This window comes from Rhodococcus sp. NPDC058505, from assembly GCF_042720095.1.
GTDB lineage: Bacteria > Actinomycetota > Actinomycetes > Mycobacteriales > Mycobacteriaceae > Rhodococcus_G.
The window spans coordinates 101,673-124,793 of record NZ_JBHXNB010000008.1 but is presented as its reverse complement, the minus strand read 5'-3'; the positions used below and the strand labels follow the sequence as shown (position 1 = coordinate 124,793).

Genomic DNA, 23,121 nt, shown 5'->3' with positions numbered 1-23,121 from the left:
CACCTGTAACGTCCGCAACCAATCCGTTACCATGTGGTCGCAGCATTGCGCGAGACCCCAATTCACGGGGCATCACACGAAGGGATCGGGACCTACGGCAATGGAGTCAGATTTCGCATCGCGGTTGAACAAACTGTTCGACACGGTACATCCACCGGGCCGCAAGCCACACACGAACACCGAGGTCGCCGAGGCGCTCAACGCCGCAGGCCACCGCATTTCCAAGCCATACATTTCGCAGTTGCGGAACGGGCAGCGCACCAATCCGTCGACGGAAACCGTTGCGGCCCTTGCCCAGTTCTTCAAGGTCAAGTCCGACTACTTCTTCGACGACATCTACGCCGCACGGATCGACCACGACCTGGACCTGCTGTCCCAGCTGCGCGGCTACGGCCTGCGCAGGCTGTCGGCGCGCGCATTCGACCTCTCCAGCGAATCGCAGGAGTTGCTCTCGGCAATGGCCGAGAAGCTGCGGCGCAGTGAAGGTTTGCCGGCAACCCCGCCGGATTCCACCGAGTAGCGGAGTGCGCACCCCACATTCACGAGGAAGGCGCCGGCGGGTCCTGACCGCCGGCGCCTTGCTGGGTTCACTCCTGTTCCTCCCCGGACTGGCCGCCGCCGCGAACAGCGACGGCCCGCCCCCGCAATCGACCCAGGACCGCGGGCAGGACGAGGCCAGGCACGGCAACGGCGGAAACAACGGCGGCGGGAACCACGGCGGCGGGAACAACCGTCCGGGCAACGGCGGCCATCACGGCGGATGCCACGACCGGCACGATCGGCACGGCAACCATTGCGGTGGAACGAAACCCACCACCACCACCAGGCCGACCACCACCAGGCCGACCACCACCAAGCCAAAGCCGACCACCGCCAAGCCGACCACCACCACCAGGCCGACGACAACGAAGCCCACAACCACGACCGTCGACCCCACAACCACGACCGTCGACCCCACGACGACCACGACCGTCGACCCCACCACCACGACCACCGTCGACCCCACAACCACGACCGTCGACCCCACGACGACCACCGTCGACCCCACCACCACCACGACCACCGTCGACCCCACCACCACCACGACCACCGTCGACCCCACCACCACCACGACCACCGTCGACCCCACGACCACGACCGTGGACCCCACGACGACCACGGCCCCCTCGACAACCACGACCACTGCCTCCGCGGGTGCGGTCGTGCCGGGCGACGGCCCGTCGAACGGCAACGACCGTCCCGAGGACCCCACCCGTCCGTCGCCCCCTCCGCTCGCCGCCCCGGACCCGAACCCCGAGGCCGGGTCACCGGTGCCGGCACCGGCACCGGACGAGGCGGCTCCCGGTGCTGACGACGCCCCGAACGACTCCCCCGCTGCGCAGGACCGCCAGCCGGCGTCCGAGGCGCACCCGCCGCCGAACGATGGCCCCGAGGCGAGGCCCGAGGCAGCGGCGCGGCGCGAGGCAGCGCCCGGACACGAGACGCTGATCGCGATGGCGGCACCGCCGGAGCAGCGGCCGCCCGGTGCCGCGTCACTCGGGGCGGTGACCCTCGGTGATCCGACCGCGCCCGCGGCCGAGGCGGCGCTCGCATCGGCATCCCGGCCGGGCGGGGATCTCGGGGCCGCGTCCGCGGGCATCTCCGCGGTGGTGTTCGTTGCCTGCGCAACCGGATTCATGAGTTTCCGCAGCGCCCGCGCGGCGCGCACCCGGCTGAACCTGGCCCGGGCCGAGTTCCTGGAGCCGCTCCCGTGACCAGTCCCACAGAGATGACGGCGCAGCGGAATCCGGGGTCGCGTCCGGTCCGCAATCACCGCCGGGTGCTGGCGGCGGTGGACGCGGTCCTCGACATGGCGGCGCAGACCCACGCGGTCACCGTCGAGGACATCGTGCAGTCGCTGGCCGCCACCCGCAGGCGCCCGATCGAGGTGGCCTTCGAGGATCTGGGCCCGGGAATCTGGGGGCAGCGTCGCGAGTTCCCGGATCACGACCGGATCGTGCTCGCGCGTAGCCTGCCCAGTGTGACCAGAACGCTCGCCCACGAGATCGGGCACATCGTCTTCCGCCATCCGGGTGCGGCGGTCGCCGAGACGACACTCGCGGCGGACGACGATCTGATCGCCTACATGCTCAGCCAGCGGTCGGCGGGCTCCGCGGACCTGTCGCAGGAGGCGCTGCACGAGTGGGAGGCAGAGGCGTTCGCGGTCCGCCTGCTGCAGCGGCTCGGGCAGTTCGAGCGCGACGACAACTGGCGCCCGCTGCTCTGCTTCGACGAGGCGCTCGGGTGATCACCTGGATCGTCGCGTTGCTCTGCTCGACCGCGGTGGGGGCGCGGATCGGGCGGCTGACGGTGCGTCCCCCGTCGCTGGCGCGGGTGTCGATCGCGATCGCGGCGATCGCACTGACCGCCGCGGCGACGGTGCGCACCGCGACGGTGTCGGAGCTGCTCGACGGCCACCGCGAGCAGCTCGCCGCGACCGTGTTCGAACTGTGCTTGATCGCGTTCGCCGCGACGACCGCGCTGATCGCGGCGGCGTCGCTGACGGCGCTGAGCACGCGCCAGCAGTGGCCGCTCGCGGTCGTCAGTGCCGCGGTCGCGGTGCTGGTGGCCGGGACGGAGCTGACGGCGGCCCAGCACGCGCCGAGCACGTCGGCGTACCTGGTTGCGGCGTCGCTGTTCGCCACCGCCGTCGCGGCGCGACACGTCCGCTGGAACGTGCTCGGCCGGGCCATCGGGCTGTACTGCGCGGGCCTCGTCGTGGTCGCCGCGGTGTGCGTGGCCGGTCTGGTCGCGCAGCCGCGTGAGCACCTGTCGCCCGCGTCGGGATGGTGGTCGCTGGCGGTGATCCTGGTGTGCGGCGGCTGCTCGTCGGTGATGATCGAGGCGTGGGCCCGCGCCCAGCTGGATCTGCGCCGTACCCGCGGGCTGTGGACGGCGCTGACGGCCGCCCACCCGGAACTGCTCGACAGCGACTACCGGTCGATGACGGCGACGCTGACCGCGGGCGACCGGATCTCTCAGATCCTCGACGGCCTGTACCTGCACGACGGCGCCGGGCTGCTCGGTCCCGGCGGCACCCCGCCCCCGGCCGACCCGGCGGAGCACGCGGAGTCCGTCGCGCGGTGGCTGCACCGGACCGCCGTCGAGGTCGAGCCGATCGACCCGGGATGGCTCGGCACCCCCGACGGCCTCACCGACCGGCAGTGGATTCTGTCCGTCAGCGCCGCATACGACCGTCCCCGGCGGCGCGCGACGGCCACCGTCGCCTGACCCGCGCGACCTGCGCTTTCCGACCCGACTGCTACCCTGCCAGCACGATGGACATGCTCGCCACGGCACGACGCTGCGCGATCCTCGCGACCGCGATCGGATTGATCGGGGCGCCCGCGGCGGCGCAACCCCCGCCCGCGGCGGCGCAGCCCCCACCGCCGACCGTCACCAGTACCCCGTTCGCCACCCCGGACACCGACCGTTGCCCGCACCGGGTGGCGCCGCCGCCCGCGATCGACCTGTCCGAGGTGCCCGCCCCTGGCGACCCGACCCCGACGCCGCTGCCGGTGCCGCAGCGACCGATCGGCGGCGGCGACCTCGACCGCTGCGGGATCGTCACCGCCGACGGCACTCCCCCGCTGCCCGCGGAGATCTCGGCGACCGGGTGGGTGCTGGCCGACCTCGACTCCGGTGCGGTGCTCGCCGCGAAGGATCCGCACGGCCGGTACCGGCCCGCCAGCACGATCAAGATCCTGCTGGCGATCGTCGCGTTGAACGAACTGGACCTCGACACTGTCGTGACGGCCACCGAGGAGGACGCGAACATCGAGGGCAGCGCCGTCGGGCTCGGCAAGGGCGGCACCTACACGATCCGGCAGTTGATGCAGGGCCTGGTGATGGCGTCCGGGAACGACGCCGCGCACGCGCTGGCCAGCCAGCTCGGCGGGGTGGACGAGACGGTCCGGAAGATGAACGAGACCGCCCAGGGTCTCGGCGCGTTCGACACCCGGGCGGCCACCCCGTCCGGCCTGGACGGCCCGGGAATGTCCACGTCCGCATATGATCTCGCGCTGCTCTATCGGGAGGCGATGCGGAATCCGACGTTCGCGGAGCTGATCCGCACCGAGTCCGTCGAGTTCCCAGGCTTCCCACGGGACCCGAACGACCCGCTCCCCAGCACCGACCCCGCCGCCGCGGGCGATCCCGCGTCGAGTACCCCGGTGCCGACCGACCATCCCCCGTTCACCCTCGCGAACGACAACAGCCTGCTCTACAACTACCCGGGCGCGCTCGGCGGCAAGACCGGGTACACCGACGACGCGCGGCAGACGTTCGTCGCTGGCGCCGAGCGGGACGGGCGACGCCTGGTGGTGACGCTGCTCGCCGCGGACGTGCGACCGATCCGGCCGTGGGAGCAGGCGGCCCGACTGCTCGACCACGGTTTCGCGCTCCCGGCGTCGACGTCGGTCGGCACGCTCGTCGACCCGGGCAGCGCCGACGCGGCCCCCGCCCCGTCGATCCTGCTCGCGACCCCGCCGCCGCCCGCCGCGGACGACCACGACGAGCCGGGCGCTGCCCCGTCGCGCGTCCCGGTGCTCGTCGGCGGCGGCGTGGTGATCGCGGCGCTGCTGATCGGCGCGGCCCTGCTGCAGCGTCGCCGCCGCTGACGGTCCCGCGTCAGCGCTCCCCGCGCCTGCGCCGCAGCCACCCCCCGACTCCCAGCGCGGCCGCCGCCCCGGTCCCGAGCAGCACCGCCGCCTCGGTGAGGGTCGCCCGCCGCGGGGCTGGCGGGGCCGCGACGTCGATCACGACCGGGTCCGGTGGCGGCACGAACGCCCGCCGCTCGTTCTCGTGCGCGGTGGCGGCCCAGGCCGTGGACAGCAGCAGCAGCCGCGCGGTGAAGTAGATGAACACCAGCAGACCGATGATCGGACCGAACGTCGACCCCGCCGGGCCGCCGGTCACCGACTGCAGATAGATCACGCCGACCCGTTTGAACACCTCGAACCCGACCGCCGCGATCAACGCGGCCCGCGCCGCGCTGCGCAGGGTGACCGGCTCCCGCGGCAGCCGGGCGATCACCCAGGTGAACAGGATCCAGGTCATCAGGACCGCGAGCAGCGACGTGCCGACCTGCACCAGGGTCTGCACCCAGCCGATGTCGTCGATGCCGAGGAACTCGAGGACCGTCCGCGTCACCCCGCCCTCCGCGAGGACCGACAACCCGACCGACAACACCAGCGCAAGAAACAGGCCGAGCAGCTTCGACAGGTCCCGCAGCTTGGTCGCGACGAAACCCGACGACGGGTGCCGCTGCGCCCACATCGCGGACAGGGCCTCGCGGACGTTCGCCATCCACCCCAGACCCGAGTACGCGGCGGTGAGCAGGCCGAGGACACCGACGGTGGCGCGGGCGGCGATCGCGGAGTCGATCAGCGCGTTGATCTGGTCCCCGAGATCGCCGGGCATCGCCTTGGTGACGGCGTCGTGGATCGAGTCGAGGACCTCCGGGTTCTGCACAAGGACGAACCCGGAGACCGCGAACGCCACCATGAGGATCGGGAACAGCGCGAAGACACTGAAATAGGTGATGCCCGCGGCGAAGTAGTCGCCCCGGTTCTCCTGGTACCGGCCTCCGGCGCGGAGGGCGTGATCGAGCCAGGGCCAGGCGGCGCGTCGGCGCTCGAGCATGCCCTTGAAGTCCGGCACCGGCGTTCACCCCTGTCGCTGACTCGCCGCCACCGGATCACCGCTGCGGCAGGAACCCCACCTTGTCATACACGGTGGCCAAAACCCGGGCCGACACTTCCCGTGCCCGCTGGGCGCCCGCATCGAGGATGCGGTCCAGCTCGGCCGGATCGGCGAGGAACTCGTCGACCTTGGCGCGCAGCGGCGTCACGAAGTCCACCAGCACGTCGGCGGTGTCGGCCTTCAGGTCGCCGTAGCCCTTGCCCTGGTACCCGGCGACCAGATCGTCGATGCCGGTGCCGGACAGGGCGGACTGGATGGTCAGCAGGTTCGACACGCCGGGCTTGGTGTCCCGGTCGAAGCGGATCTCCCGCTCGTTGTCGGTGACCGCGGACCTGATCTTCTTCGCGGAAACCTTGGGGTCGTCGAGCAGGTTGATCAGCCCCGCCTCGGATGCCGCGGACTTGCTCATCTTCGACGTCGGGTCCTGCAGGTCGTAGATCTTGGAGGTGCCCTTGATCATCTGCGCCTCGGGCACCACGAACGTCTTGCCGTAACGGGTGTTGAACCGCTGCGCGAGGTCGCGGGCCATCTCCAGGTGCTGACGCTGGTCCTCGCCGACCGGCACCCGCTGCGGGCGGTACAGCAGGATGTCCGCCGCCATCAGCACCGGGTAGGTGAACAGGCCGACCGTCGCGGCCTCGGTGCCCTGCTTGGCGGACTTGTCCTTGAACTGGGTCATCCGGCTGGCCTCACCGAAACCGGTGATGCAGTTGAGCACCCACGCCAGCTGCGCGTGCTCGGGCACCTGGCTCTGCACGAACAGGGTGGCCCGGTCCGGGTCGATGCCCAGCGCCAGCAGCTGCGCGGCCGCGATCTTGGTCCGCTTGCGCAGTTCCTTCGGGTCCTGCGGCACGGTGATCGCGTGCAGGTCGGGGATGAAGTAGAAGGCGTCGAAGTCGTCCTGCAGCGGCACCCACTGGGCCAGCGCACCAAGGTAATTGCCGAGGTGGAAGGAGTCGGCGGTCGGCTGGATGCCGGAGAGCACCCGCGGCTGTGCGGTGGGGGCGGACGATGCGGAACTCGACATGCCCCCGATCTTTTCATGCCCGAGGCCGGGCCCCGGCGTCCGCCCTGCGGCCGCCGGGCCGACGACCACGGCCGGTCAGTCGTCGATGCGCTGCACCGGCGCCCCGGCCGCCGCCCATCGCCGCGTCACCGCCGCCGAGCGCGTCGGCCCGGCCTGGGCCACCACCCGGATCGACGCGTCCGCGAACGCCGACAGCAGCCAGCCGATCTCCTGCGGCTCCTCGCCGAGCAGCGCGTCCGCGTCGCGCACCACGACGACCAGTTCGGGCGCGTCCCCGAGCCAGTCCCGCCAGTCCCGGAGGCATTCGTCGAAGGCGTCCCGGTTGCCGCCGAAGTAGTACGGGAACTGCAGGGCCGCGGCGACCTCGTCGTAGGCGGCGGCGACGGTCGGCATCTTGGGTCCGCGGACCAGGCGGACCGCGTACCCGCTCTCGGTGAGCGCGTAGGCGGCGTTGTCGGCGTCGCGCGGCGCCCCGGGAAGCAGCCCGACGATCGGCGGCTGGGCGGTCACGAACTGGTGCAGGGTGGTCACTAGCGCATCCTTACGAACGACGTGTAGTGGTCACCGGTGTACCAGGCGCTGGTGTCGCTCCCGGTGACGATCCGCTCCGCGTCGCGTGTTTCCCCGCGGCGTTTCGGGTTCACGTCCCATTCCCGGTACCGAATCGACGCGCCACCGGGCTCGGTGCGGGGCAGCGTCGCGTCCCGGTTCCGCCACGGGTCGCCGCCCTTCGTGCCCGGCGCGTCCGCCGACCCGGGCCAGCGGCCCGCGTCGATCTCGGCGAGCGTCACCCACGCCGCGTCGGGCACCGGGACCGGGACGACGCCGCGCGGGCCCGCGGTCACCGGGGCCGCGGAGGCCCGGGACGGGCCCGTCGGGTCCGGCGGCCGCGGTGCGGTCGCGGACAGGGTCGCGGTCGTGGTCGTGGTCGTGGTCGACGATCCGGTCGCCGGTCCGGATCCCGGGTCGTCGGCGGGGCCGGTGAGCAGGAACCCGGCCACCACCGCGACGATCGCGACGACGGTGCCAAGGACGGCGCGGGCCCGCGCCCCGAACCGGGTCACCGGTACCGCACCGTGACCGGCGCGTGGTCGGACCAGCGCAGGTCGTAGGACGCGGCGCGTTCGACGACGGCCTCCTTCGCCCGCTCGGCGAGGCCAGCGGTCGCGGCCTGGTAGTCGATCCGCCAGCCGGAGTCGTTGTCGAACGCCTTGCCGCGGTACGACCACCAGCTGTACGGCCCGGCGAGGTCGGGGTGCAGCCCGCGCACCACGTCCACCCAGCCGTGCTCGCCGAACACCGTGCTCATCCACTCCCGCTCGTGCGGCAGGAACCCGGAGTTCTTGACGTTGCCCTTGTGGTTCTTCAGGTCCAGTTCGGTGTGCGCGATGTTCCAGTCGCCGCACACCACGACGTCCCGGCCCGCCCCGGCGGCCGACGCGGCGGTCGCGGCCAGGTGCGCGCCGAACGAGGCGAGGAACCGTTCCTTCTCGTCCTGCCGCTCGGTGCCGACCTCCCCGGACGGCAGGTACAGGCTGGCGACGGTCAGCTCGTCGAAGTCGGCCTCCAGATAGCGGCCTGCCGCGGTGAACTCGTCGTCGCCGTGCCCGATCCGGACGGCGTCCGCCTGCCTGCGGGAGAGCACCGCGACGCCGTTGCGGCCCTTGATCGCGGACTCCGCGGTCGCCAGGTGCCAGCCCGCGTCGAGTGCCGGGGCGAGGGTGGCGCGCAGCTGCGTGTCGTCGGCGCGGGTCTCCTGCAGGCAGACCACGTCCGCGTCGGTGGCGGCGAGCCACTCCAGCAGACCCTTCTTCGCGGCGGCCCGGACGCCGTTGACGTTGACGGTGGAAATGATGTGCGGCACGAGGGGAAACCGTATCGGATGGGGTCCGCGGCGATCAGGCGTGGCCGCGCCTGCGCTCGAGCAGGACCGCGCAGGCGAGCACCAGCAACCCCGCGACGGCGAGCAGTGCGCCGACCGCCGCCGGCGCGGTGTACCCGAAGCCCGCGGCGATCACCACGCCACCGATCCAGGCGCCGAACGCGTTCGCGACGTTGAGCGCGGCATGGTTCAGCGCGGCGGCGAGGGTCTGCGCGTCGGCGGCGACGTCCATCAGCCGGGTCTGCAGCGCGGGCACCATCGCGGAGCCGGCCAGCCCGATCAGGAACACGAACAGCAGCGCGGTCACCGGGGTGTGCGCGGCGGCGACGAACACCGCGAGGATCACCGCCAGCGCGACCATCGTCGCGGCCAGCCCGGTCATCAGTGCCCGATCGGCGAGATACCCGCCGAGCAGGTTGCCCGCAACCATGCCCAGGCCGTACAGCATCAGCGCCAGCGGCACCAGGGAGCGGGCCATCCCGGACACGTCGGTCAGCGTGGTGCTGATGTAGGAGTAGACGGCGAACATGCCGCCGAAACCGACCATGCCCATGATCAGCGTCAGCCACACCTGCACCCGGCCGAGCGCACCGAGTTCGGTGACCGGGTTCGTGGTCGGCATGTCCCCGAGCCGGGGGATCCAGCGCAGCAGCGACCCGACGGTGATCACCCCGATCACCGCGACGAGCGCGAACGCGGAGCGCCACCCGAGGTGCTGGCCGAGCCAGGCGGCGGCGGGAACCCCGACGACGTTGGCGACCGACAGGCCGAGCATCACCGTCGCGACCGCCTTCGCGCGGCGCCCCGGTTCGGCGAGATGCGCGGCGACCAGCGCCGCGACGCCGAAGTACGCGCCGTGCGGCAGGCCCGCGACGAACCGCGCCGCCATCAGCGTCGCGTAGCTCGGCGCGAACACCGATGCCGCGTTGCCGACCGTGAACGCGACCATCAGCACGATCAGCAGGGTGCGGCGCGGCATCCGCGCGGTCAGCGCCGCGATCGTCGGGGCGCCGACGACCACCCCGAGCGCGTACGCGGAGATGACGTGCCCGGCGGTCGGTTCGCTGATGCCCAGCCCGGTCGACATCTCCGGCAGCAGGCCCATCGCGACGAACTCGGTCGTGCCGATCCCGAATCCGCCCAGCGCCAACGCGAGCATCGCGAGGAGCCGACGGCGGTCACGGGGCGCACCGCCGGCGCGGGACGGTCCGGAAGGGGTGAGTGTCGAAACCACCGACCGATTGTCCGCGCGGGGGCCGCGCGGACCCCAACCGAGGGCGGGTGAGTTCGCTCACCGGGCCGTCACAGGGACTGCCGGTACCCGAAGAATTCGTGGTCCTCGTTGTAGCCGCCGAAGCCGCGACCGATCGACTCGAAGTCGGAGACGAACTCGATCGCCCCGATCCACTTGACGTGCTTGAACCCGAGCTGCACCTCGTTGCGCAGCCGGATCGGGGCGCCGTGCCCGTAGCTGAGCGGCGCGTCGTTCATGTCGTAGGCGAGCATCGTCAGGTGGTAGCCCATCTGCTCGATCGGGTGCGCGTCGTAGTAGGTGCCGCCGTCTGCGCCCTCCCCGAGCGAGTAGAAGACCACCCACCGGACCTCCGGGCTCGGCTTGACCAGCTCCATCACCGTCGTCATCGACACCCCGCCCCATTTCGCGACACCGGACCAGCCCTGGATGCAGAAGTGCTGGGTGATCTGCTCGTGGTGCGGCAGGGCGCGCACCTCGGTCAGGCTCAGGTCCACCGGGTTGTCCACCTCGCCGCCGATCCGCAACCGGTAGTCGGCGAAGTCACTGTCCTGCAGGGCACGGTAGGTGTCGTTCTCGGGGTAGCGCCCGTTGTGCCACAGGTACGGCGAGATGTCCGCCTCGGTGTACTCGCCGGGCTTCGTGTCGACGTGTTCGAACAGCCGCTCGGCGGGGCCGAGCAGCGCCGCACCGACCCGCTGGATCAGCCGCGGATACCGGAAGGTCACCGGGGTCGCGGCCACCCAGCCGACGATCACCACGACCATCGACGCCGCGAACACCGCGAAGCCGACCCAGGTGTTCGCGTCCCGTCCGGCGTACATGTGGTTGAGGTTCCGCAACAGGCCGGTGGTGAATACGAGGGCGACGTGGATGACGATGAACAGCAGGAACCACACCAGCACCAGGAAGTGCAGCGACCGCGCGACCTGGATGCTCAGCACCCGGCTGAGCGCACGGAACCGGGTGGACAGGGCGGGCGACATGCCCAGGCCGGTGAGCAGCGCCGCGGGCCCGACCACGAAGACGGTCACGAAGTAGGTCAGCTGTTGCAGGCTGTTGTAGGCGACCCAGCCGTTCTCCGTCGGCCAGTCGAGGGACAGGTACTCGATGAGCACGGTCACGGAGTTGGGGAAGACGTCCCAGCTGGTCGGGACGAGACGACGCCAGTGGCCGGTGGCGAACAGCAGAATGTAGAACACCAGGCCGTTGACCAGCCACAGGACGTCGATCCCGAGGTGCCACCAGCGGGCGAAGCCGATGGAATGCCGGACCCCGGGCAGCCCGACCTGGCCGGGCAGCGACACCGAGTCCTGCTTCGCCGTCCACAGCGGATCGTCCGGGACGGGCTTCTGGATCCGGAACCACTCCCGGCCCGGCGTGCAGTGCCGGGTCCAGTACAGCCGCGGATGGTCGGTGATGATCTGAATGCCCGACCGGATGATGAACGTCATCAGGAACAGGTTGAAGAAGTGCTGCCAGCCGACCCACGCGGGAATCCCCGGACCGACCCCGGGATCCACCACACCGGGGTTGCGTTCCATGAACGCCTGGACGGACGGGTTGCCGCGCAGGCCCTGCGCGGCGGCGACGGCGGCGATGAGCAGGACGAAGCCGATCGGGATGAGCCACAGCAGGTTCAGCCACCGGTCCCGTCCGATCCGCACCCGGGGCGCCAGCGCGGGCGAGGGTGGGACGGATCCCGACCAGGTGGCGATGTCGACCCGGTCCTCGCCGCTGCGCCGCACTCCTCGGCGCAGGTCCGGACCGGTTCCGTTGTCCCCGTCCCGACCTTCCGCACCGTGAAGTGTCATGCGTCGCAAGGTAACACCGCACAGTCGGCCCCGCAGGGTACGCCGAAGGGCCACCCCAGCGATCGACGATCGCGGGGGTGGCCCTTCGTGACGAACGCGCGCGCGAACTACTTGGCCGCGTACGCCTTCTGCAGGTTCTCGTCCAGCGCGCCGAGGAACTCCTCGGTGGTCAGGTAGCCCTGGTCCCCGCCGACGAGCAGCGCGAGGTCCTTGGTCATCTGGCCGCCCTCGACGGTCTTGATGACGACGTCCTCAAGCTGCTGCGCGAAGCCGATGACGTCGGGGGTGCCGTCCAGCTTGCCGCGGTGCTCGAGGCCTCGGGTCCAGGCGAAGATCGACGCGATCGGGTTGGTCGACGTCGGCTTGCCCTGCTGGTGCTGGCGGTAGTGCCGGGTGACGGTGCCGTGCGCGGCCTCCGCCTCGACGGTCTTGCCGTCCGGGGTCATCAGCACCGAGGTCATCAGGCCCAGCGAGCCGTAGCCCTGCGCGACGGTGTCGGACTGGACGTCGCCGTCGTAGTTCTTGCAGGCCCAGACGTAGCCGCCCTCCCACTTCAGCGAGGAGGCGACCATGTCGTCGATCAGGCGGTGCTCGTAGGTCAGGCCCGCGGCGTCAAACTCGGCCTTGAACTCTTCCTCGTAGATCCGCTGGAACTCGTCCTTGAACATGCCGTCGTAGGCCTTGAGGATCGTGTTCTTGGTCGACAGGTAGACCGGGTAGTTCTGCTGCAGGCCGTAGGCCAGCGACGCCCGCGCGAAGTCCTGGATGGACTTCTTGTAGTTGTACATGCCCATCACGACGCCGCCGTCCTCGGGCAGCTTGCACACCTCGTGCTGGATCGGCTCGGAGCCGTCGTCCGGGGTGTACGTGATGGTGACGGTGCCCGCGCCGGGCGCCTTGAAGTCGGTGGCGCGGTACTGGTCGCCGAACGCGTGACGTCCAACGATGACCGGCTTGGTCCAGCCCGGAACCAGGCGCGGCACGTTGGAGATCAGGATCGGCGCGCGGAAGATGGTGCCGCCGAGGATGTTGCGGATGGTGCCGTTCGGCGAACGCCACATCTTCTTGAGGCCGAACTCCTCGACCCGGGCCTCGTCCGGGGTGATGGTCGCGCACTTGACGCCGACGCCGTGCTTCTTGATGGCGTTCGCGGCGTCGATGGTGACCTGGTCGTCGGTCTTGTCGCGGTACTCGATGCCGAGGTCGTAGTACTCGAGGTTCACATCCAGGTACGGATGAACCAGCTTGTCTTTGATGAACTGCCAGATAATGCGGGTCATCTCGTCGCCGTCGAGTTCGACGACGGTGCCCTCAACCTTGATCTTGGACATGTGTACTTCGCGTCCTCCTAGGAAGTTTCCCCTGGTCACACGGTCTGTCGACCGCTTCGTGAGCGGTCGGCGAACGACTCAATCGATAAACCTATACGTGGCGCGCGAGCACCGGGCTGCCGCGCCAAACAAGACAAGCGTACTGCTAGCGGCGTTTCGCACAACGGCCGACCCCACGGGCCCACCCCCTACCAATCGGTAACTTCTCCCAGTTCAGACCCCCACCAGCGGCGCGGCCCGCGACCCCACCGCGCCCGACGCCGCACCGGCGTCGACGACGACGCCCCCAGACTCTACGTCCGGATGTGAGGCGAGTCACCTCCGTGCCTGCGGTCGCCGCCCCGGATACCGTGGTTGCGTGCGCCGGATCAGCAGGGACACCATCACCAGGGATACGACGCTGTGCATGTCGCTGTCCGGACGGCCGTCGAACCTCGGGACCCGGTTCCACAATCACCTCTACGAGGAGCTCGGCCTCGACTACCTGTACAAGGCGTTCACCACCGCCGACCTGCCGTCGGCGATCGCCGGGATCCGGGCGCTCGGGATCCGCGGCTGCGGGGTGTCGATGCCGTTCAAGGAGGCCTGCCTCGAGCACGTCGACGTACTGCACCCGTCCGCGGCGGCGATCGCGTCGGTGAACACGATCGTCAACGAGTCCGGCGTGCTGCACGCCCACAACACCGACTACCAGGCGGTGGTCACCCTGCTCACCGACCGTGGGGTCGACCCCGCGACCCCGGCCGTCGTCGCGGGCAGCGGCGGCATGGCCAAGGCCGTCGTTGCGGCGCTGCGCGCCTGCGGGTTCCGGGCGGTGACGGTGCTGGCCAGGAACGAGACCACCGGGCGGGCGCTCGCCCGGCAGTACGGGTTCGAATGGCACCCCGCACCGGGCGGGCAGCGGGCGGGACTGCTGGTCAATGCCACCCCGCTCGGCATGGCGGGCGGTCCCGGCGCGGATGCCTGCCCCTTCGACCTGGACGCCGTGCGGGCCGCCGACACCGTGTTCGACGTCGTGGCGATGCCCGCGGACACGCCGCTGGTCCGGGCGGCCAGGGCCGCGGGCACGGCGGTCATCACCGGGGACGAGGTGAGCGCGCTGCAGGCCGCCGCGCAGTTCGTGCTGTACACCGGCGTGACCCCGACCCCCGACCAGATCCGCCGGGCGTCGGAGTTCTCCCGACGAACGTGACCGAGCGGGGCGGGGCCGGAACGACGCCGTCCGCCCGGCTCGGGTGAGCGGGGCGGACGGAAGTCGAGATGGAGGCGGGCCCGCAGGCCTCGCAGAGAGGCGAATCAGGCCTCGGGGGTGACCGGCGGGGTGGTCTCCGGGGTCTCGGCGTCGGCCGAGAAGCTGCCGAGCAGGCCGGTGAGCAGTTCGAGGATCTTCTCCATGATGTACCCCTTCGGTTGTCGTGTCGGCCGGATCCGGCCGCGACCCAGTGTGCACGGCCGGCGGCCCGCTGTCCCAGGTTTCGAAAGTGAACTTTTCAAGACATGTGCGATCACGATCGGACAACCATTGCCCGCACCGGCGGGTTCAGCGCGGGCCGGCACAGCGCTGCGCACGTCGCCGCCGAACACTGGCGTACCGGGGGTCTGGATTGTCCACCACGCATACGGCGTTGCACTTGTAAGTGAAACAGGGGTACGGTCGGCGGTAGACAGCAGGAGGCGCAAGGCGATGAACACGGTGATCGACAGCGGAGTCGGAAAGACAACCCTGACGGTGACGTCCGATCAGGTGTCGCAGGCCGGGGCGTTCGACCCGACGGCACTGCGGTCGGTGGTGCCAGCCGAGCTGGCCGGAATCCTCACCGAGGTGGTGCGGATCGTCGCGGCCGGGGGCACGGTGACGATCGGGTCGACGCCGGCCGAGCTGACCACCACCTCAGCGGCGGATCTGCTCGGGATCTCCCGGCCGACGCTGATGAAACTGGTACGGGAAGGCCAGATCCTCGCGCACAAGGTCGGCACCCACACCCGACTGAATACCTCCGATGTCCTCGGCTATCGGGATCGACTGCGTGAGCGGCAACGGGCGGCGCTGCAGGAGCTGCGTGACTTCGAAGAAGCGGAGGGTCTGGACTACTGACCATCCGGGACCGGTGGTGCGGCACGGGCGGTCGGCGCCGGCACCTATTGTCACTCGGGTGAGTTCACGAGTTCCGAACGTGCTGCCGGACGCGAACGTGCTGTATTCGCGGACGCTGCGGGACTGGTTCTGCCTGGTGGCCACCCGGTCCGGTCCACCGCTGTTCCACCTGCGCTGGTCCGAGGACATACTCGCGGAGCTGGTCTATCACCTGCGCAAGAACCACCCGCACTTCTCCGACCGTCAGATCGGAGGAGTGCGGGACCGCATCATCTCCGTCGCCGAGCACGGCCCGATCCGTGGATACGAGATCGACCCCGACCTCGAGTACACCGACGAGTACGACGCGCACCTGCATGCCGCCGCCGAACACGGCGGCGTCCAGTACGTCATCACCAATGACCGCGGATTCCACGACTTCGCCGCGGCCAATGATGATCACCTCGGCTACGAGGTGTACACCCCGGACGACTTCCTGATGCTCGTTCACCGGGATGCGATCGCCACGGTCCGCGAGGCGTTGCTCGACCAGATCGCCTACTTCCGCCGACGCGGCGAGCCGTTCAACCTCGCCGCCCGTCTCGAGTCGGCTCAGGCACCGAAGTTCGCTGCCGCGGTCCGCGAGATGATGCAGGCGCCGGCGGTCGCCCAGGCTCTCTCCTACGTTTCCGACACAACCAGATGAGGAGATATCCGGATGGCACATAGGCCAGGAGATTGGGTTCGTGAGCCGCGCTCGGCCGACTGCCCGACCTGCTCGAACTCGGTCTGATCAGGTCCAGATTCGGCGTCTCGAAATCGAACGGTTCCGGGACACCCGGACCCTGCCGCGGCGTGTCGGGATCAACCTGGGCGGGTTTCGTGACCTGAGTTCAGCGAAGGCCGGCCGCCGCAGCAACCTCCTGCGCCCGCGCGACAATGTCGTCGATGATCCGGGTCGACGGCCCGCCGGTCGCCGCGGCATTGCGCGGGTCGTCGAGGGTGCGGCGCAGCACCCCCTCCGCGATGATCGCCAGCTTCCACAGCGCCAGCGCGTGCCAGTAGCCGACCGCGGACCGGTCCCGGCCGGTGTCCGCGAAGTACGCGTCCGCGAGTTCGTCGCGGGTCGGGAAGCCCTCCGCGGAGGACGCGACGAACGGACCCTGCACGTGGTCGCCCGCCTCCGACCAGTACGCCAGCAGCGCCCCGACGTCCGCGAGCGGGTCGCCGAGCGTGCACAGTTCCCAGTCCAGCACCGCGACGACCCGGCCGTCGTCCCGGGCGGTGATGACGTTGCTTAGGTGGAAATCGCCGTGCACGAGGGTGGTTTCGGTTTGCTCCGGCGCGGTCCGGGAAAGCAGCGCGGTCAGGTCGTCGACGGCGGGCACGTCCCTGGTCCGGGACTTGTCCCACTGCCCGGACCACCGCCGAATCTGCCGCTCCGCGAACGGTGACCGGCTCGCCAGATCGTCGAGCCCGGCCAATTCCAGGTCGACCCGGTGGATGCTCGCCAACGCGCTCGGCATCGACAGCCCGGTGGCTCGGCGGCGCTCCGGGGTGAGCTCCTTGGCCACCCCGATGCTGTCGACGACGATCCCGTCGACGTGACTCATCAGCATCAGCGGCGCGTCGGTGACCGCCGGATCTTCGGTCAGGGCAAGCGCTTTCGGTACCGGAACGCCGGTACCCTGCAGCGCCGAGAGGATGCGATACTCGCGGGCGACGTCGTGCGCGGACGCCAGCAGGTGCCCGAGCGGGGGCCTGCGCAGCACCCAACTCGAGCCGCCCGAGTCGGTCACCCGGTAGGTGAGGTTGGACTGCCCGTTGCCGATCCGGGTGAACGTCAGCGGCGCCAGCGCGCCGACCCCGAGATCCGCGATCCAGGCGGAGACCGCCCGCTCGTCCAAGCCAACGACGTCGCCCATCGACCGCTCCCCTCACTGATCGCCCGCCCGCCCCGGTCGGGGCGGATCGACGGGTGCTGCCCATCCGACACGATGCTAGTGCCGTCGCGCCGTTCGGGAGCGACCTCGGCAACGACGCCCCGGTTCGCCGAAGTGGAACCGGCACATCACGAAACGGCAGCAGACAGTGCCGCCCGGATGCGGGAGAATGGCGGCGGCACAGTCCACCCTCGGGGGATGGAAGCGAGAGCATCCCGATGACCACCACCCTTCCGCACCCGCCGCGACGGCTGCCGCTGCTCGGCGACATGCTGACGGCCGACCCGCACCGCCCCGTCCAGCACATGACCGAGCAGGCCGCGACGCTGGGGCCGATCTTCGACGTCCAGGTGTTCCGCGAGCATCTCACCGTGGTGTCCGGTCCCGACCTGTACGCGGACCTGTGCGACGACGCGCGGTTCGGCAAGCGGATCGCGTTCAGCACCGCCTTCGCCCGCGAGATCACCGGCGACGCCCTGTTCTCCGCGTACACCACCGAGCCGAACTGGTCGCGCGCGCACAACATCCTGCAGCCCGCGTTCTCGCTGTCTGCGATGAAGAACTACCACGACACCATGGTCGAGACCAGCCGCGGCCTGATCACCCACTGGGACAGGGCGTCCCGGTCCGGGCCGGTGGACGTGCACACCGACACCAGCAAGCTGACGCTGCAGACGATCGGTCGGATCGGGTTCGGTCGCGACTTCCACTGCTTCGACTCCGCCGAGCCGGACCCGTACGCCGCCGCGACGCTGCGGGTGTTCGCCTACATGGGGCGGGCCGGGTACCGGATCCCGGTGCGCTGGCTCGACCAGCTCGTCCACCACCGCGCGATCGCGCGGGTCGATGCCGATGTGGCGTACACCCAGGAGGTCGTCGACGACGTCATCCGGGACCGGCGGGCGCACCCGGACGCCGCACCCGACGACGACCTGCTGGCCCTGATGCTGACCACCGCCGACCCGGAGACCGGCGAGTACCTCGACGACGAGAACATTCGCAACCAGGTCTTCACGTTCCTCGCCGCCGGGCACGAAACCACCTCCGGCACGATGTCGTTCGCGCTGCACCTGCTGGCCACCCACCCCGACCTCGCCGACCGGGCCCGCACCGAGATCGAGGCGCTGTGGCCCGCGGGCACCGACCCGGACCCGGCCTTCGCCGACGTCCACAAGCTCCGGTACCTGCGCCGCGTCGTCGACGAGACGCTGCGGCTGTGGCCGATCGGGCCGGGGTTCCTGCGCGAACCGCTGCACGACACCCTGCTCGGCGGCCGCTATCTGGTCCGGGCCGGGCAGCCGATGGTCGCCCTGACCCTTGCGGTGCACCGCGACCCGCTGTGGGGCGGCGACCCCCTCGCGTTCGACCCGGACCGCTTCCTCCCCGAGCGGGCCCGCACCCGCCCGCCCGGCGTCTACAAGCCGTTCGGGACCGGCCTGCGGCAGTGCATCGGACGGCAGCTGGCGCTGCACGAGACGGTGCTCACGCTGGCGATGATCCTGCACCGCTTCGACCTCGAACCCGACCCCGGATACCGGCTCCAGGTCGCCGAGGAGTTCACCCTCAAGCCCGCGAACCTGCGCCTCGGGCTGCGCCCCCGCTGACCTGGTTGCGTCCGGCGGGCAAAGGGGGATGCTGGGAGGTGAGGGCTCAGCGCGCCGGACGTGGTCTCACGAGGACCTCTTCGGCGCTGGCACGAGGAGGTCCCGGTGACCGACAGGGATTACCCGGTCCAGCTCGTCCAACCGGACGGCAGGCGGGTGCACGGCGCCCGGTACGCGGAGGTCGTCGCCGACGTCGACGCGCAACGGCTGCGCGCACTGTACGAGGACATGGTGGTGGTGCGGCGCGTCGACACCGAGGCCACCGCGCTGCAGCGTCAGGGGCAGCTGGGGATCTGGGCGCCGTGCCTCGGACAGGAGGCCGCGCAGGTCGGGTCCGCGCACGCGCTCGCCGCCGACGACTACGTGTTCACCAGCTACCGCGAGCACGGGGTGGCCTACTGCCGCGGCGTCGACCCGGCGCAGTGGCCGCGGCTGTGGCGCGGGGTCGCGCTGTCCTGTTGGGATCCGAACGAGTTGGCGCTGACGAACCCGGCGATCGTCGTCGGCGCGCAGGGGCTGCACGCCACCGGCTACGCGATCGGGGCGCACCTCGACGGCGCCGAGATCGCGACCGTCGCCTACTTCGGGGACGGCGCCACCAGCCAGGGCGACCTGGCGGAGGCGCTCGGGTTTGCGTCGTCCTACCACGCCGGGGTGGTGTTCTTCTGCCAGAACAACCAGTGGGCGATCAGCGAACCGGTGACCCTGCAGAGCCCGGTCCCGCTGGCGCAGCGGGCAACCGGGTACGGCATTCCGTCGGCCCGGGTGGACGGCAACGACGTGCTCGCGGTGCTGGCCGTCACCCGAACCGCCGCGGCACGGGCCAGGGAGGGCAGCGGCCCGAGCTTCGTCGAGGCGTTGACGTGCCGGCTCGGCCCGCACACCACCTCCGACGACCCGACCCGCTACCGCGGCGCGGCCGACCTCGCCCCCTGGCAGGCCCGCGACCCGATCGACCGCGTCCGCCGACTCCTCGACCGCGAGGACGCCTGGGACGACACGCTCGACACCCGGGTCCGGGCGAAGGCGGACGAGGTGGCCGCGGCCTTCCGGGCCGGTGCACTCGCGCTGGCCGACCCCGACCCGATGACCCTGTTCGACCACGTCTACACCGGCCCCCATCCCCTGCTCGAGGAGGAACGCGGCCGGTACGCCGACTACCTGCGGACGCTGGAGGAGGTGCCGTCATGACCGCCACGATGACCCTGGCAGGCGCGATCAACGCCGGTCTGCGGCGGGCCCTCGAACACGACCCGAAGGTGGTGCTGCTCGGCGAGGACATCGGCGCGCTCGGCGGCGTCTTCCGCGTCACCGACACCCTGCAGAAGGACTTCGGTGACACCCGCGTCATCGACACCCCGCTCGCCGAGTCCGGCATCATCGGCACCGCATTCGGTCTCGCCCTGCGCGGCTACCGGCCGGTGTGCGAGATCCAGTTCGACGGGTTCGTGTACCCCGCCTTCGACCAGATCGTCTCGCAGGTCGCGAAGATCCACTACCGCACCGAGGGCCTGGTCCGGGCACCGCTCACGATCCGGATCCCGTTCGGCGGCGGTATCGGTGCGGTGGAACATCATTCGGAGTCACCGGAGGTGTACTTCGCACACACCGCGGGCCTGCGCGTCGTCAGCCCCGCCACCCCGGCCGATGCGTACACGATGATCCAGCAGGCCGTCGCCGACGACGACCCGGTGGTGTTCTTCGAACCGAAACGCCGGTACTGGGATCGCGGCGAGGTGGACCCCGACGCGGCGGCGGCCACCGACCTGTATCGGGCGCGGGTCGCCCGATCGGGCACCGACGCCACCCTCGTCGCGTACGGGCCGATGGTCGCGACCGCCATCGCCGCCGCGGATGTGGCCGAGCGGGAAGGGAATTCGCTGGAGGTGGTCGACCTGCGCTCGCTGTCGCCGATCGACTTCGACACCGTCGAGGCGTCGGTCCGGCGCACCGGGCGACTGGTGGTCGTGCACGAGGCCCCGGTGTTCGCCGGTCTCGGCGCCGAGATCGCCGCGCGGATCAGCGAACGCTGCTTCCACCGGCTGGAGTCGCCGGTCCTGCGGGTCGGCGGGTTCGCGACGCCGTACCCGCCCGCGCGCCTGGAGACGCATTTCCTGCCCGACCCCGACCGCATTCTCGACGCCGTCGACCGCGTCCTCGCCGCGTGAGGTGCCGCCGTGACCGAGAACGAGTTCCGACTGCCCGACCTCGGGGAGGGCCTGACCGAGGCGGACCTGCTGTCCTGGTCGGTGTCCGTCGGGGACACCGTTGCACTGAATCAGGTGCTCGCCGAGGTGGAGACCTCGAAGGCGGCCGTCGAGCTGCCCTCCCCGTTTGCGGGCACCGTCCGCGCGCTGCTCGCGGCGCCAGGGGACACCGTTCCGGTGGGGGCCCCGCTGATCCGGATCGAGACGATCGGCCACGACCCGGCGACCACCACCGATGCCGCCGCGGCCCAGCGTGATTCGGTCCTCGTCGGGTACGGCCCCAGCGCGCCCGCGCCGAGCAGGCGGCGGGCCCGCCGCGCGCCCACCCCGAGGTTCCCTAATGTCACATCGGCTCACGTCACGACCCCCGATGTGACATTAGGGAACCAGGCACCGGGGACGCAGACGCGGGTGCCGATCCGCGGCATCCGGAAGCGGACCGCCGCCGCGATGGTGCGCAGCGCGTTCACCGCGCCGCACGTGACGGTGTTCGCGACGTGCGACGTGACCGCGACGGTGCAGCTGCTGGATCGGCTCCGTGTGCTGCCGCAGTTCGCCGGCCTCACCCCGACCCCGCTCCCGCTGGTGGCGAGGGCGATGCTGGTGTCGCTGCGCACCCACCCGGACCTGAACTCGAGTTGGGACGAGGAGCGGCAGGAGATCGTCGTCGACAGCCGGGTGCACCTCGGGATCGCGACGGACACCGAGCGAGGTCTGCTGGTTCCGACGGTCCGCGATGCGCAGGCGATGAGTCTGGTCGAGTTGACCCGCGCGATCGACGACCGGGTTGCCGTCGCCCGCGCGGGCACCGCGACACCCGCCGACCTGACCGGCGGCACGATCACGATCACCAACGTCGGCGTGTTCGGCGTCGACGCGGGCACCCCGATCCTGACGCCCGGAGAGGCGGCGAACCTGTGCCTCGGCGCGATCGCACGCAGGCCGTGGGTGGTCGACGACGAGGTGGTCCCCCGGTGGGTGACGACGCTCGGGTTGTCGATCGACCACCGCGTCGTCGACGGGGCGCAGGGGTCCCGGTTCCTCGCCGACGTGGCCGCCCTCCTCACCGATCCCCTGACCCTCCTCGCCCGCGCCTAGGGCGTGTCTCCTAATCCCTCTCGGATGCACCTGGCCGGACAATCGTCGTCCGGGTAGGCGGAGGAGAAGCCGATACCGCTGTTGTATCGGCGCCGACGACAACGCCGCCGGGCGGCGATTGGACGCCAGGGGCGCCGAAATGGGGATTGGGAGACATGCCCTAGCCCGATCATCGGGACATCTCCTTGGGTGCGGACGCCCGGGCGCGCGGGACGTGGGCGGGGGTGCGCGCGCCGCGGGTACGCACCGCGAAGAGGGCGCAGGCGATGACGGCGAGGCCGCCGAGGAGGGTGCCCCCGGTGACCTGCTCGCCGAGCAGGAGCCCCGCCCAGCAGATGCTCATCACCGGCTGGGCCAGCTGCACCTGGCTGACCTGGGCCATCGGCCCGATCGCGAGCCCTCGATACCAGGCGAAGAAGCCGAGAAGCGCGCTGACGACCGCGAGGTAGGCGAACGCCGCCCACTCGATCGGGGTGCCAGCCTGCGGCTGCTCGGCGACGGCGACACCCGCGAGGACGACCATCAGCGGCGAGGCGAGCACCAGCGCCCAGGAGATCGTCTGCCACGCGCCGAGGGTCCGGGCCAGCACGCCGCCCTCCGCGTAGCCGATCGCACAGACGATCACCGCGGCGAACAGCAGCAGGTCCGGACAGCGGAGTCCGGTGCGGCCGCCGCCCTGCGCCGCGGCGAAGCCGACGGCCGCGACCGCGCCGACCGCGGCGGCGAGCCAGAAGCCGCGGCCGGGCCGTTCACGGGTCCGCACCACGGCAACCACCGCCGTCGCCGCGGGCAGCAGCGCGATCACGACCGCGCCGTGGCTGGCCGGTACCTCGGTGAGCGCATAGGAGGTCAGCAGCGGAAACCCGACGACCGTGCCGCCCGCCACGACACCCACCTGCAGCCACTGCCTCCCGCTGGGCCACCGCTGCCGCGTGAACCACAGCGCCAGGGCCGCCAGCGTCGCGGCGATCACCGCGCGGCCCGCGCCAACGAACATCGGCGACAGGTGACCGCTGTCGACTGCGACCCGGGTCAGCGGCACCGTGAAGGAGAACGCCGTCACCCCGAGCAGGCCCCAACCAAGCCCGGAACCACTCGATACCAGTGCTCGCGCCCTATCGATAGCGCTACTCAGGTCAGTCATGTT

At 71.0% G+C, this 23,121-nt stretch carries 22 protein-coding genes; 12 read left to right on the top strand and 10 right to left on the bottom strand.

Going from position 1 to position 23,121, the window contains the following annotated elements; genetic code table 11:
* The first annotated feature begins 100 nt into the window (after positions 1–100).
* Genes ACFWPA_RS08920 through ACFWPA_RS08900 form a run of 5 tightly spaced genes read left to right on the top strand, consistent with a single transcriptional unit; the run spans position 101 to position 4,658 of the window.
* Positions 101–520 carry a helix-turn-helix domain-containing protein gene (locus tag ACFWPA_RS08920; RefSeq protein WP_378506854.1) on the top strand — a complete coding sequence of 140 codons (420 nt, stop codon included), beginning with the start codon at positions 101–103 and terminating at the stop codon, positions 518–520.
* Between the two features lie 58 nt (positions 521–578).
* Positions 579–1,754 carry a hypothetical protein gene (locus tag ACFWPA_RS08915; protein ID WP_378570026.1) on the top strand — a complete coding sequence of 392 codons (1,176 nt, stop codon included), beginning with the start codon at positions 579–581 and terminating at the stop codon, positions 1,752–1,754.
* Between the two features lie 14 nt (positions 1,755–1,768).
* Positions 1,769–2,287 carry a hypothetical protein gene (locus tag ACFWPA_RS08910; protein WP_378570043.1) on the top strand — a complete coding sequence of 173 codons (519 nt, stop codon included), beginning with the start codon at positions 1,769–1,771 and terminating at the stop codon, positions 2,285–2,287.
* Complete coding sequence (locus ACFWPA_RS08905; RefSeq protein ID WP_378570025.1) at positions 2,284–3,270, top strand: hypothetical protein; 987 nt, start codon at positions 2,284–2,286, stop codon at positions 3,268–3,270. The genes ACFWPA_RS08910 and ACFWPA_RS08905 overlap by 4 nt, the downstream gene beginning before the upstream one ends.
* A gap of 53 nt (positions 3,271–3,323) precedes the next feature.
* Complete coding sequence (locus tag ACFWPA_RS08900) at positions 3,324–4,658, top strand: D-alanyl-D-alanine carboxypeptidase family protein (protein WP_378570042.1); 1,335 nt, start codon at positions 3,324–3,326, stop codon at positions 4,656–4,658.
* Positions 4,659–4,668: 10 nt separating this feature from the next.
* On the opposite strand, the gene yhjD is transcribed toward ACFWPA_RS08900, so the two are convergent.
* The 8 genes from yhjD to ACFWPA_RS08860 form a co-directional block, all read right to left on the bottom strand.
* Entirely contained in the window at positions 4,669–5,700 is a 1,032-nt protein-coding gene (gene yhjD / locus ACFWPA_RS08895; RefSeq protein ID WP_378570024.1) for an inner membrane protein YhjD, read from the bottom strand.
* Between the two features lie 37 nt (positions 5,701–5,737).
* Positions 5,738–6,769, bottom strand: coding sequence for a tryptophan--tRNA ligase (gene trpS / locus ACFWPA_RS08890; protein WP_378506850.1), 1,032 nt, complete (start codon positions 6,767–6,769; stop codon positions 5,738–5,740).
* A 75-nt stretch (positions 6,770–6,844) separates the two neighbouring features.
* Positions 6,845–7,300: a barstar family protein gene (locus tag ACFWPA_RS08885; protein ID WP_378570023.1), complete on the bottom strand. Its 456-nt coding sequence runs from the start codon at positions 7,298–7,300 to the stop codon at positions 6,845–6,847.
* Positions 7,300–7,833 (bottom strand): ribonuclease domain-containing protein, encoded by a 534-nt coding sequence (locus ACFWPA_RS08880; protein ID WP_378570022.1) that lies wholly within the window; start codon positions 7,831–7,833, stop codon positions 7,300–7,302. The genes ACFWPA_RS08885 and ACFWPA_RS08880 overlap by 1 nt, the downstream gene beginning before the upstream one ends.
* Complete coding sequence (locus ACFWPA_RS08875) at positions 7,830–8,633, bottom strand: exodeoxyribonuclease III (protein ID WP_378570021.1); 804 nt, start codon at positions 8,631–8,633, stop codon at positions 7,830–7,832. The genes ACFWPA_RS08880 and ACFWPA_RS08875 overlap by 4 nt, the downstream gene beginning before the upstream one ends.
* A 34-nt stretch (positions 8,634–8,667) precedes the next feature.
* Complete coding sequence (locus tag ACFWPA_RS08870) at positions 8,668–9,810, bottom strand: MFS transporter (protein ID WP_378507035.1); 1,143 nt, start codon at positions 9,808–9,810, stop codon at positions 8,668–8,670.
* Positions 9,811–9,953: 143 nt separating this feature from the next.
* Entirely contained in the window at positions 9,954–11,717 is a 1,764-nt protein-coding gene (locus ACFWPA_RS08865) for a molybdopterin-dependent oxidoreductase (protein WP_378506846.1), read from the bottom strand.
* 107 nt (positions 11,718–11,824) lie between these two features.
* Positions 11,825–13,048: an NADP-dependent isocitrate dehydrogenase gene (locus tag ACFWPA_RS08860; protein WP_378506845.1), complete on the bottom strand. Its 1,224-nt coding sequence runs from the start codon at positions 13,046–13,048 to the stop codon at positions 11,825–11,827.
* Between the two features lie 358 nt (positions 13,049–13,406).
* On the opposite strand from ACFWPA_RS08860, the gene ACFWPA_RS08855 reads away from it, so the two are divergent.
* The 3 genes from ACFWPA_RS08855 to ACFWPA_RS08845 all read left to right on the top strand — a co-directional run bounded on the left by ACFWPA_RS08855 (position 13,407) and on the right by ACFWPA_RS08845 (position 15,828).
* Entirely contained in the window at positions 13,407–14,240 is an 834-nt protein-coding gene (locus tag ACFWPA_RS08855; RefSeq protein ID WP_378570020.1) for a shikimate 5-dehydrogenase, read from the top strand.
* Between the two features lie 492 nt (positions 14,241–14,732).
* On the top strand, positions 14,733–15,143 hold the full coding sequence (locus tag ACFWPA_RS08850) for a helix-turn-helix domain-containing protein (protein WP_378506843.1): 411 nt from the start codon (positions 14,733–14,735) through the stop codon (positions 15,141–15,143).
* A gap of 58 nt (positions 15,144–15,201) precedes the next feature.
* Entirely contained in the window at positions 15,202–15,828 is a 627-nt protein-coding gene (locus ACFWPA_RS08845; protein WP_378506842.1) for a PIN domain-containing protein, read from the top strand.
* A gap of 187 nt (positions 15,829–16,015) precedes the next feature.
* Here ACFWPA_RS08845 and ACFWPA_RS08840 read toward each other — a convergent pair whose 3' ends face one another.
* Positions 16,016–17,047, bottom strand: coding sequence for a phosphotransferase family protein (locus ACFWPA_RS08840; protein ID WP_378506841.1), 1,032 nt, complete (start codon positions 17,045–17,047; stop codon positions 16,016–16,018).
* 236 nt (positions 17,048–17,283) lie between these two features.
* Here ACFWPA_RS08840 and ACFWPA_RS08835 point away from each other — a divergent pair, with 236 nt between their 5' ends.
* The 4 genes from ACFWPA_RS08835 to ACFWPA_RS08820 all read left to right on the top strand — a co-directional run bounded on the left by ACFWPA_RS08835 (position 17,284) and on the right by ACFWPA_RS08820 (position 21,974).
* Positions 17,284–18,669, top strand: coding sequence for a cytochrome P450 (locus ACFWPA_RS08835; protein WP_378570019.1), 1,386 nt, complete (start codon positions 17,284–17,286; stop codon positions 18,667–18,669).
* 105 nt (positions 18,670–18,774) lie between these two features.
* On the top strand, positions 18,775–19,860 hold the full coding sequence (locus ACFWPA_RS08830) for a thiamine pyrophosphate-dependent enzyme (RefSeq protein ID WP_378570018.1): 1,086 nt from the start codon (positions 18,775–18,777) through the stop codon (positions 19,858–19,860).
* Entirely contained in the window at positions 19,857–20,837 is a 981-nt protein-coding gene (locus ACFWPA_RS08825) for an alpha-ketoacid dehydrogenase subunit beta (RefSeq protein ID WP_378506838.1), read from the top strand. Before ACFWPA_RS08830 ends, ACFWPA_RS08825 begins: the two co-directional genes overlap by 4 nt.
* 9 nt (positions 20,838–20,846) lie before the next feature.
* The gene (locus ACFWPA_RS08820) at positions 20,847–21,974 is read left to right on the top strand and encodes a dihydrolipoamide acetyltransferase family protein (RefSeq protein ID WP_378506837.1); all 1,128 of its coding nucleotides are present in this window, start codon (positions 20,847–20,849) and stop codon (positions 21,972–21,974) included.
* Between the two features lie 169 nt (positions 21,975–22,143).
* Here the strand turns inward: ACFWPA_RS08820 and ACFWPA_RS08815 are convergent, their stop codons facing one another.
* Positions 22,144–23,118, bottom strand: coding sequence for a DMT family transporter (locus ACFWPA_RS08815; protein ID WP_378570017.1), 975 nt, complete (start codon positions 23,116–23,118; stop codon positions 22,144–22,146).
* Positions 23,119–23,121 lie beyond the last annotated feature (3 nt).

What these genes read in the sequence shown, in the direction of transcription:
- ACFWPA_RS08920 (WP_378506854.1), top strand. Translation starts at nt 101, where the DNA reads ATGGAGTCAGATTTCGCATCGCGGTTGAACAAACTGTTCGACACGGTA.
- ACFWPA_RS08910 (WP_378570043.1), top strand. Translation starts at nt 1,769, where the DNA reads ATGACGGCGCAGCGGAATCCGGGGTCGCGTCCGGTCCGCAATCACCGC.
- ACFWPA_RS08900 (WP_378570042.1), top strand. Translation starts at nt 3,324, where the DNA reads ATGCTCGCCACGGCACGACGCTGCGCGATCCTCGCGACCGCGATCGGA.
- trpS (WP_378506850.1), bottom strand. Translation starts at nt 6,769, where the DNA reads ATGTCGAGTTCCGCATCGTCCGCCCCCACCGCACAGCCGCGGGTGCTC.
- ACFWPA_RS08870 (WP_378507035.1), bottom strand. Translation starts at nt 9,810, where the DNA reads ATGCTCGCGTTGGCGCTGGGCGGATTCGGGATCGGCACGACCGAGTTC.
- ACFWPA_RS08865 (WP_378506846.1), bottom strand. Translation starts at nt 11,717, where the DNA reads ATGACACTTCACGGTGCGGAAGGTCGGGACGGGGACAACGGAACCGGT.
- ACFWPA_RS08860 (WP_378506845.1), bottom strand. Translation starts at nt 13,048, where the DNA reads ATGTCCAAGATCAAGGTTGAGGGCACCGTCGTCGAACTCGACGGCGAC.
- ACFWPA_RS08850 (WP_378506843.1), top strand. Translation starts at nt 14,733, where the DNA reads ATGAACACGGTGATCGACAGCGGAGTCGGAAAGACAACCCTGACGGTG.
- ACFWPA_RS08840 (WP_378506841.1), bottom strand. Translation starts at nt 17,047, where the DNA reads ATGGGCGACGTCGTTGGCTTGGACGAGCGGGCGGTCTCCGCCTGGATC.
- ACFWPA_RS08835 (WP_378570019.1), top strand. Translation starts at nt 17,284, where the DNA reads ATGACCACCACCCTTCCGCACCCGCCGCGACGGCTGCCGCTGCTCGGC.
- ACFWPA_RS08825 (WP_378506838.1), top strand. Translation starts at nt 19,857, where the DNA reads ATGACCGCCACGATGACCCTGGCAGGCGCGATCAACGCCGGTCTGCGG.
- ACFWPA_RS08815 (WP_378570017.1), bottom strand. Translation starts at nt 23,118, where the DNA reads ATGACTGACCTGAGTAGCGCTATCGATAGGGCGCGAGCACTGGTATCG.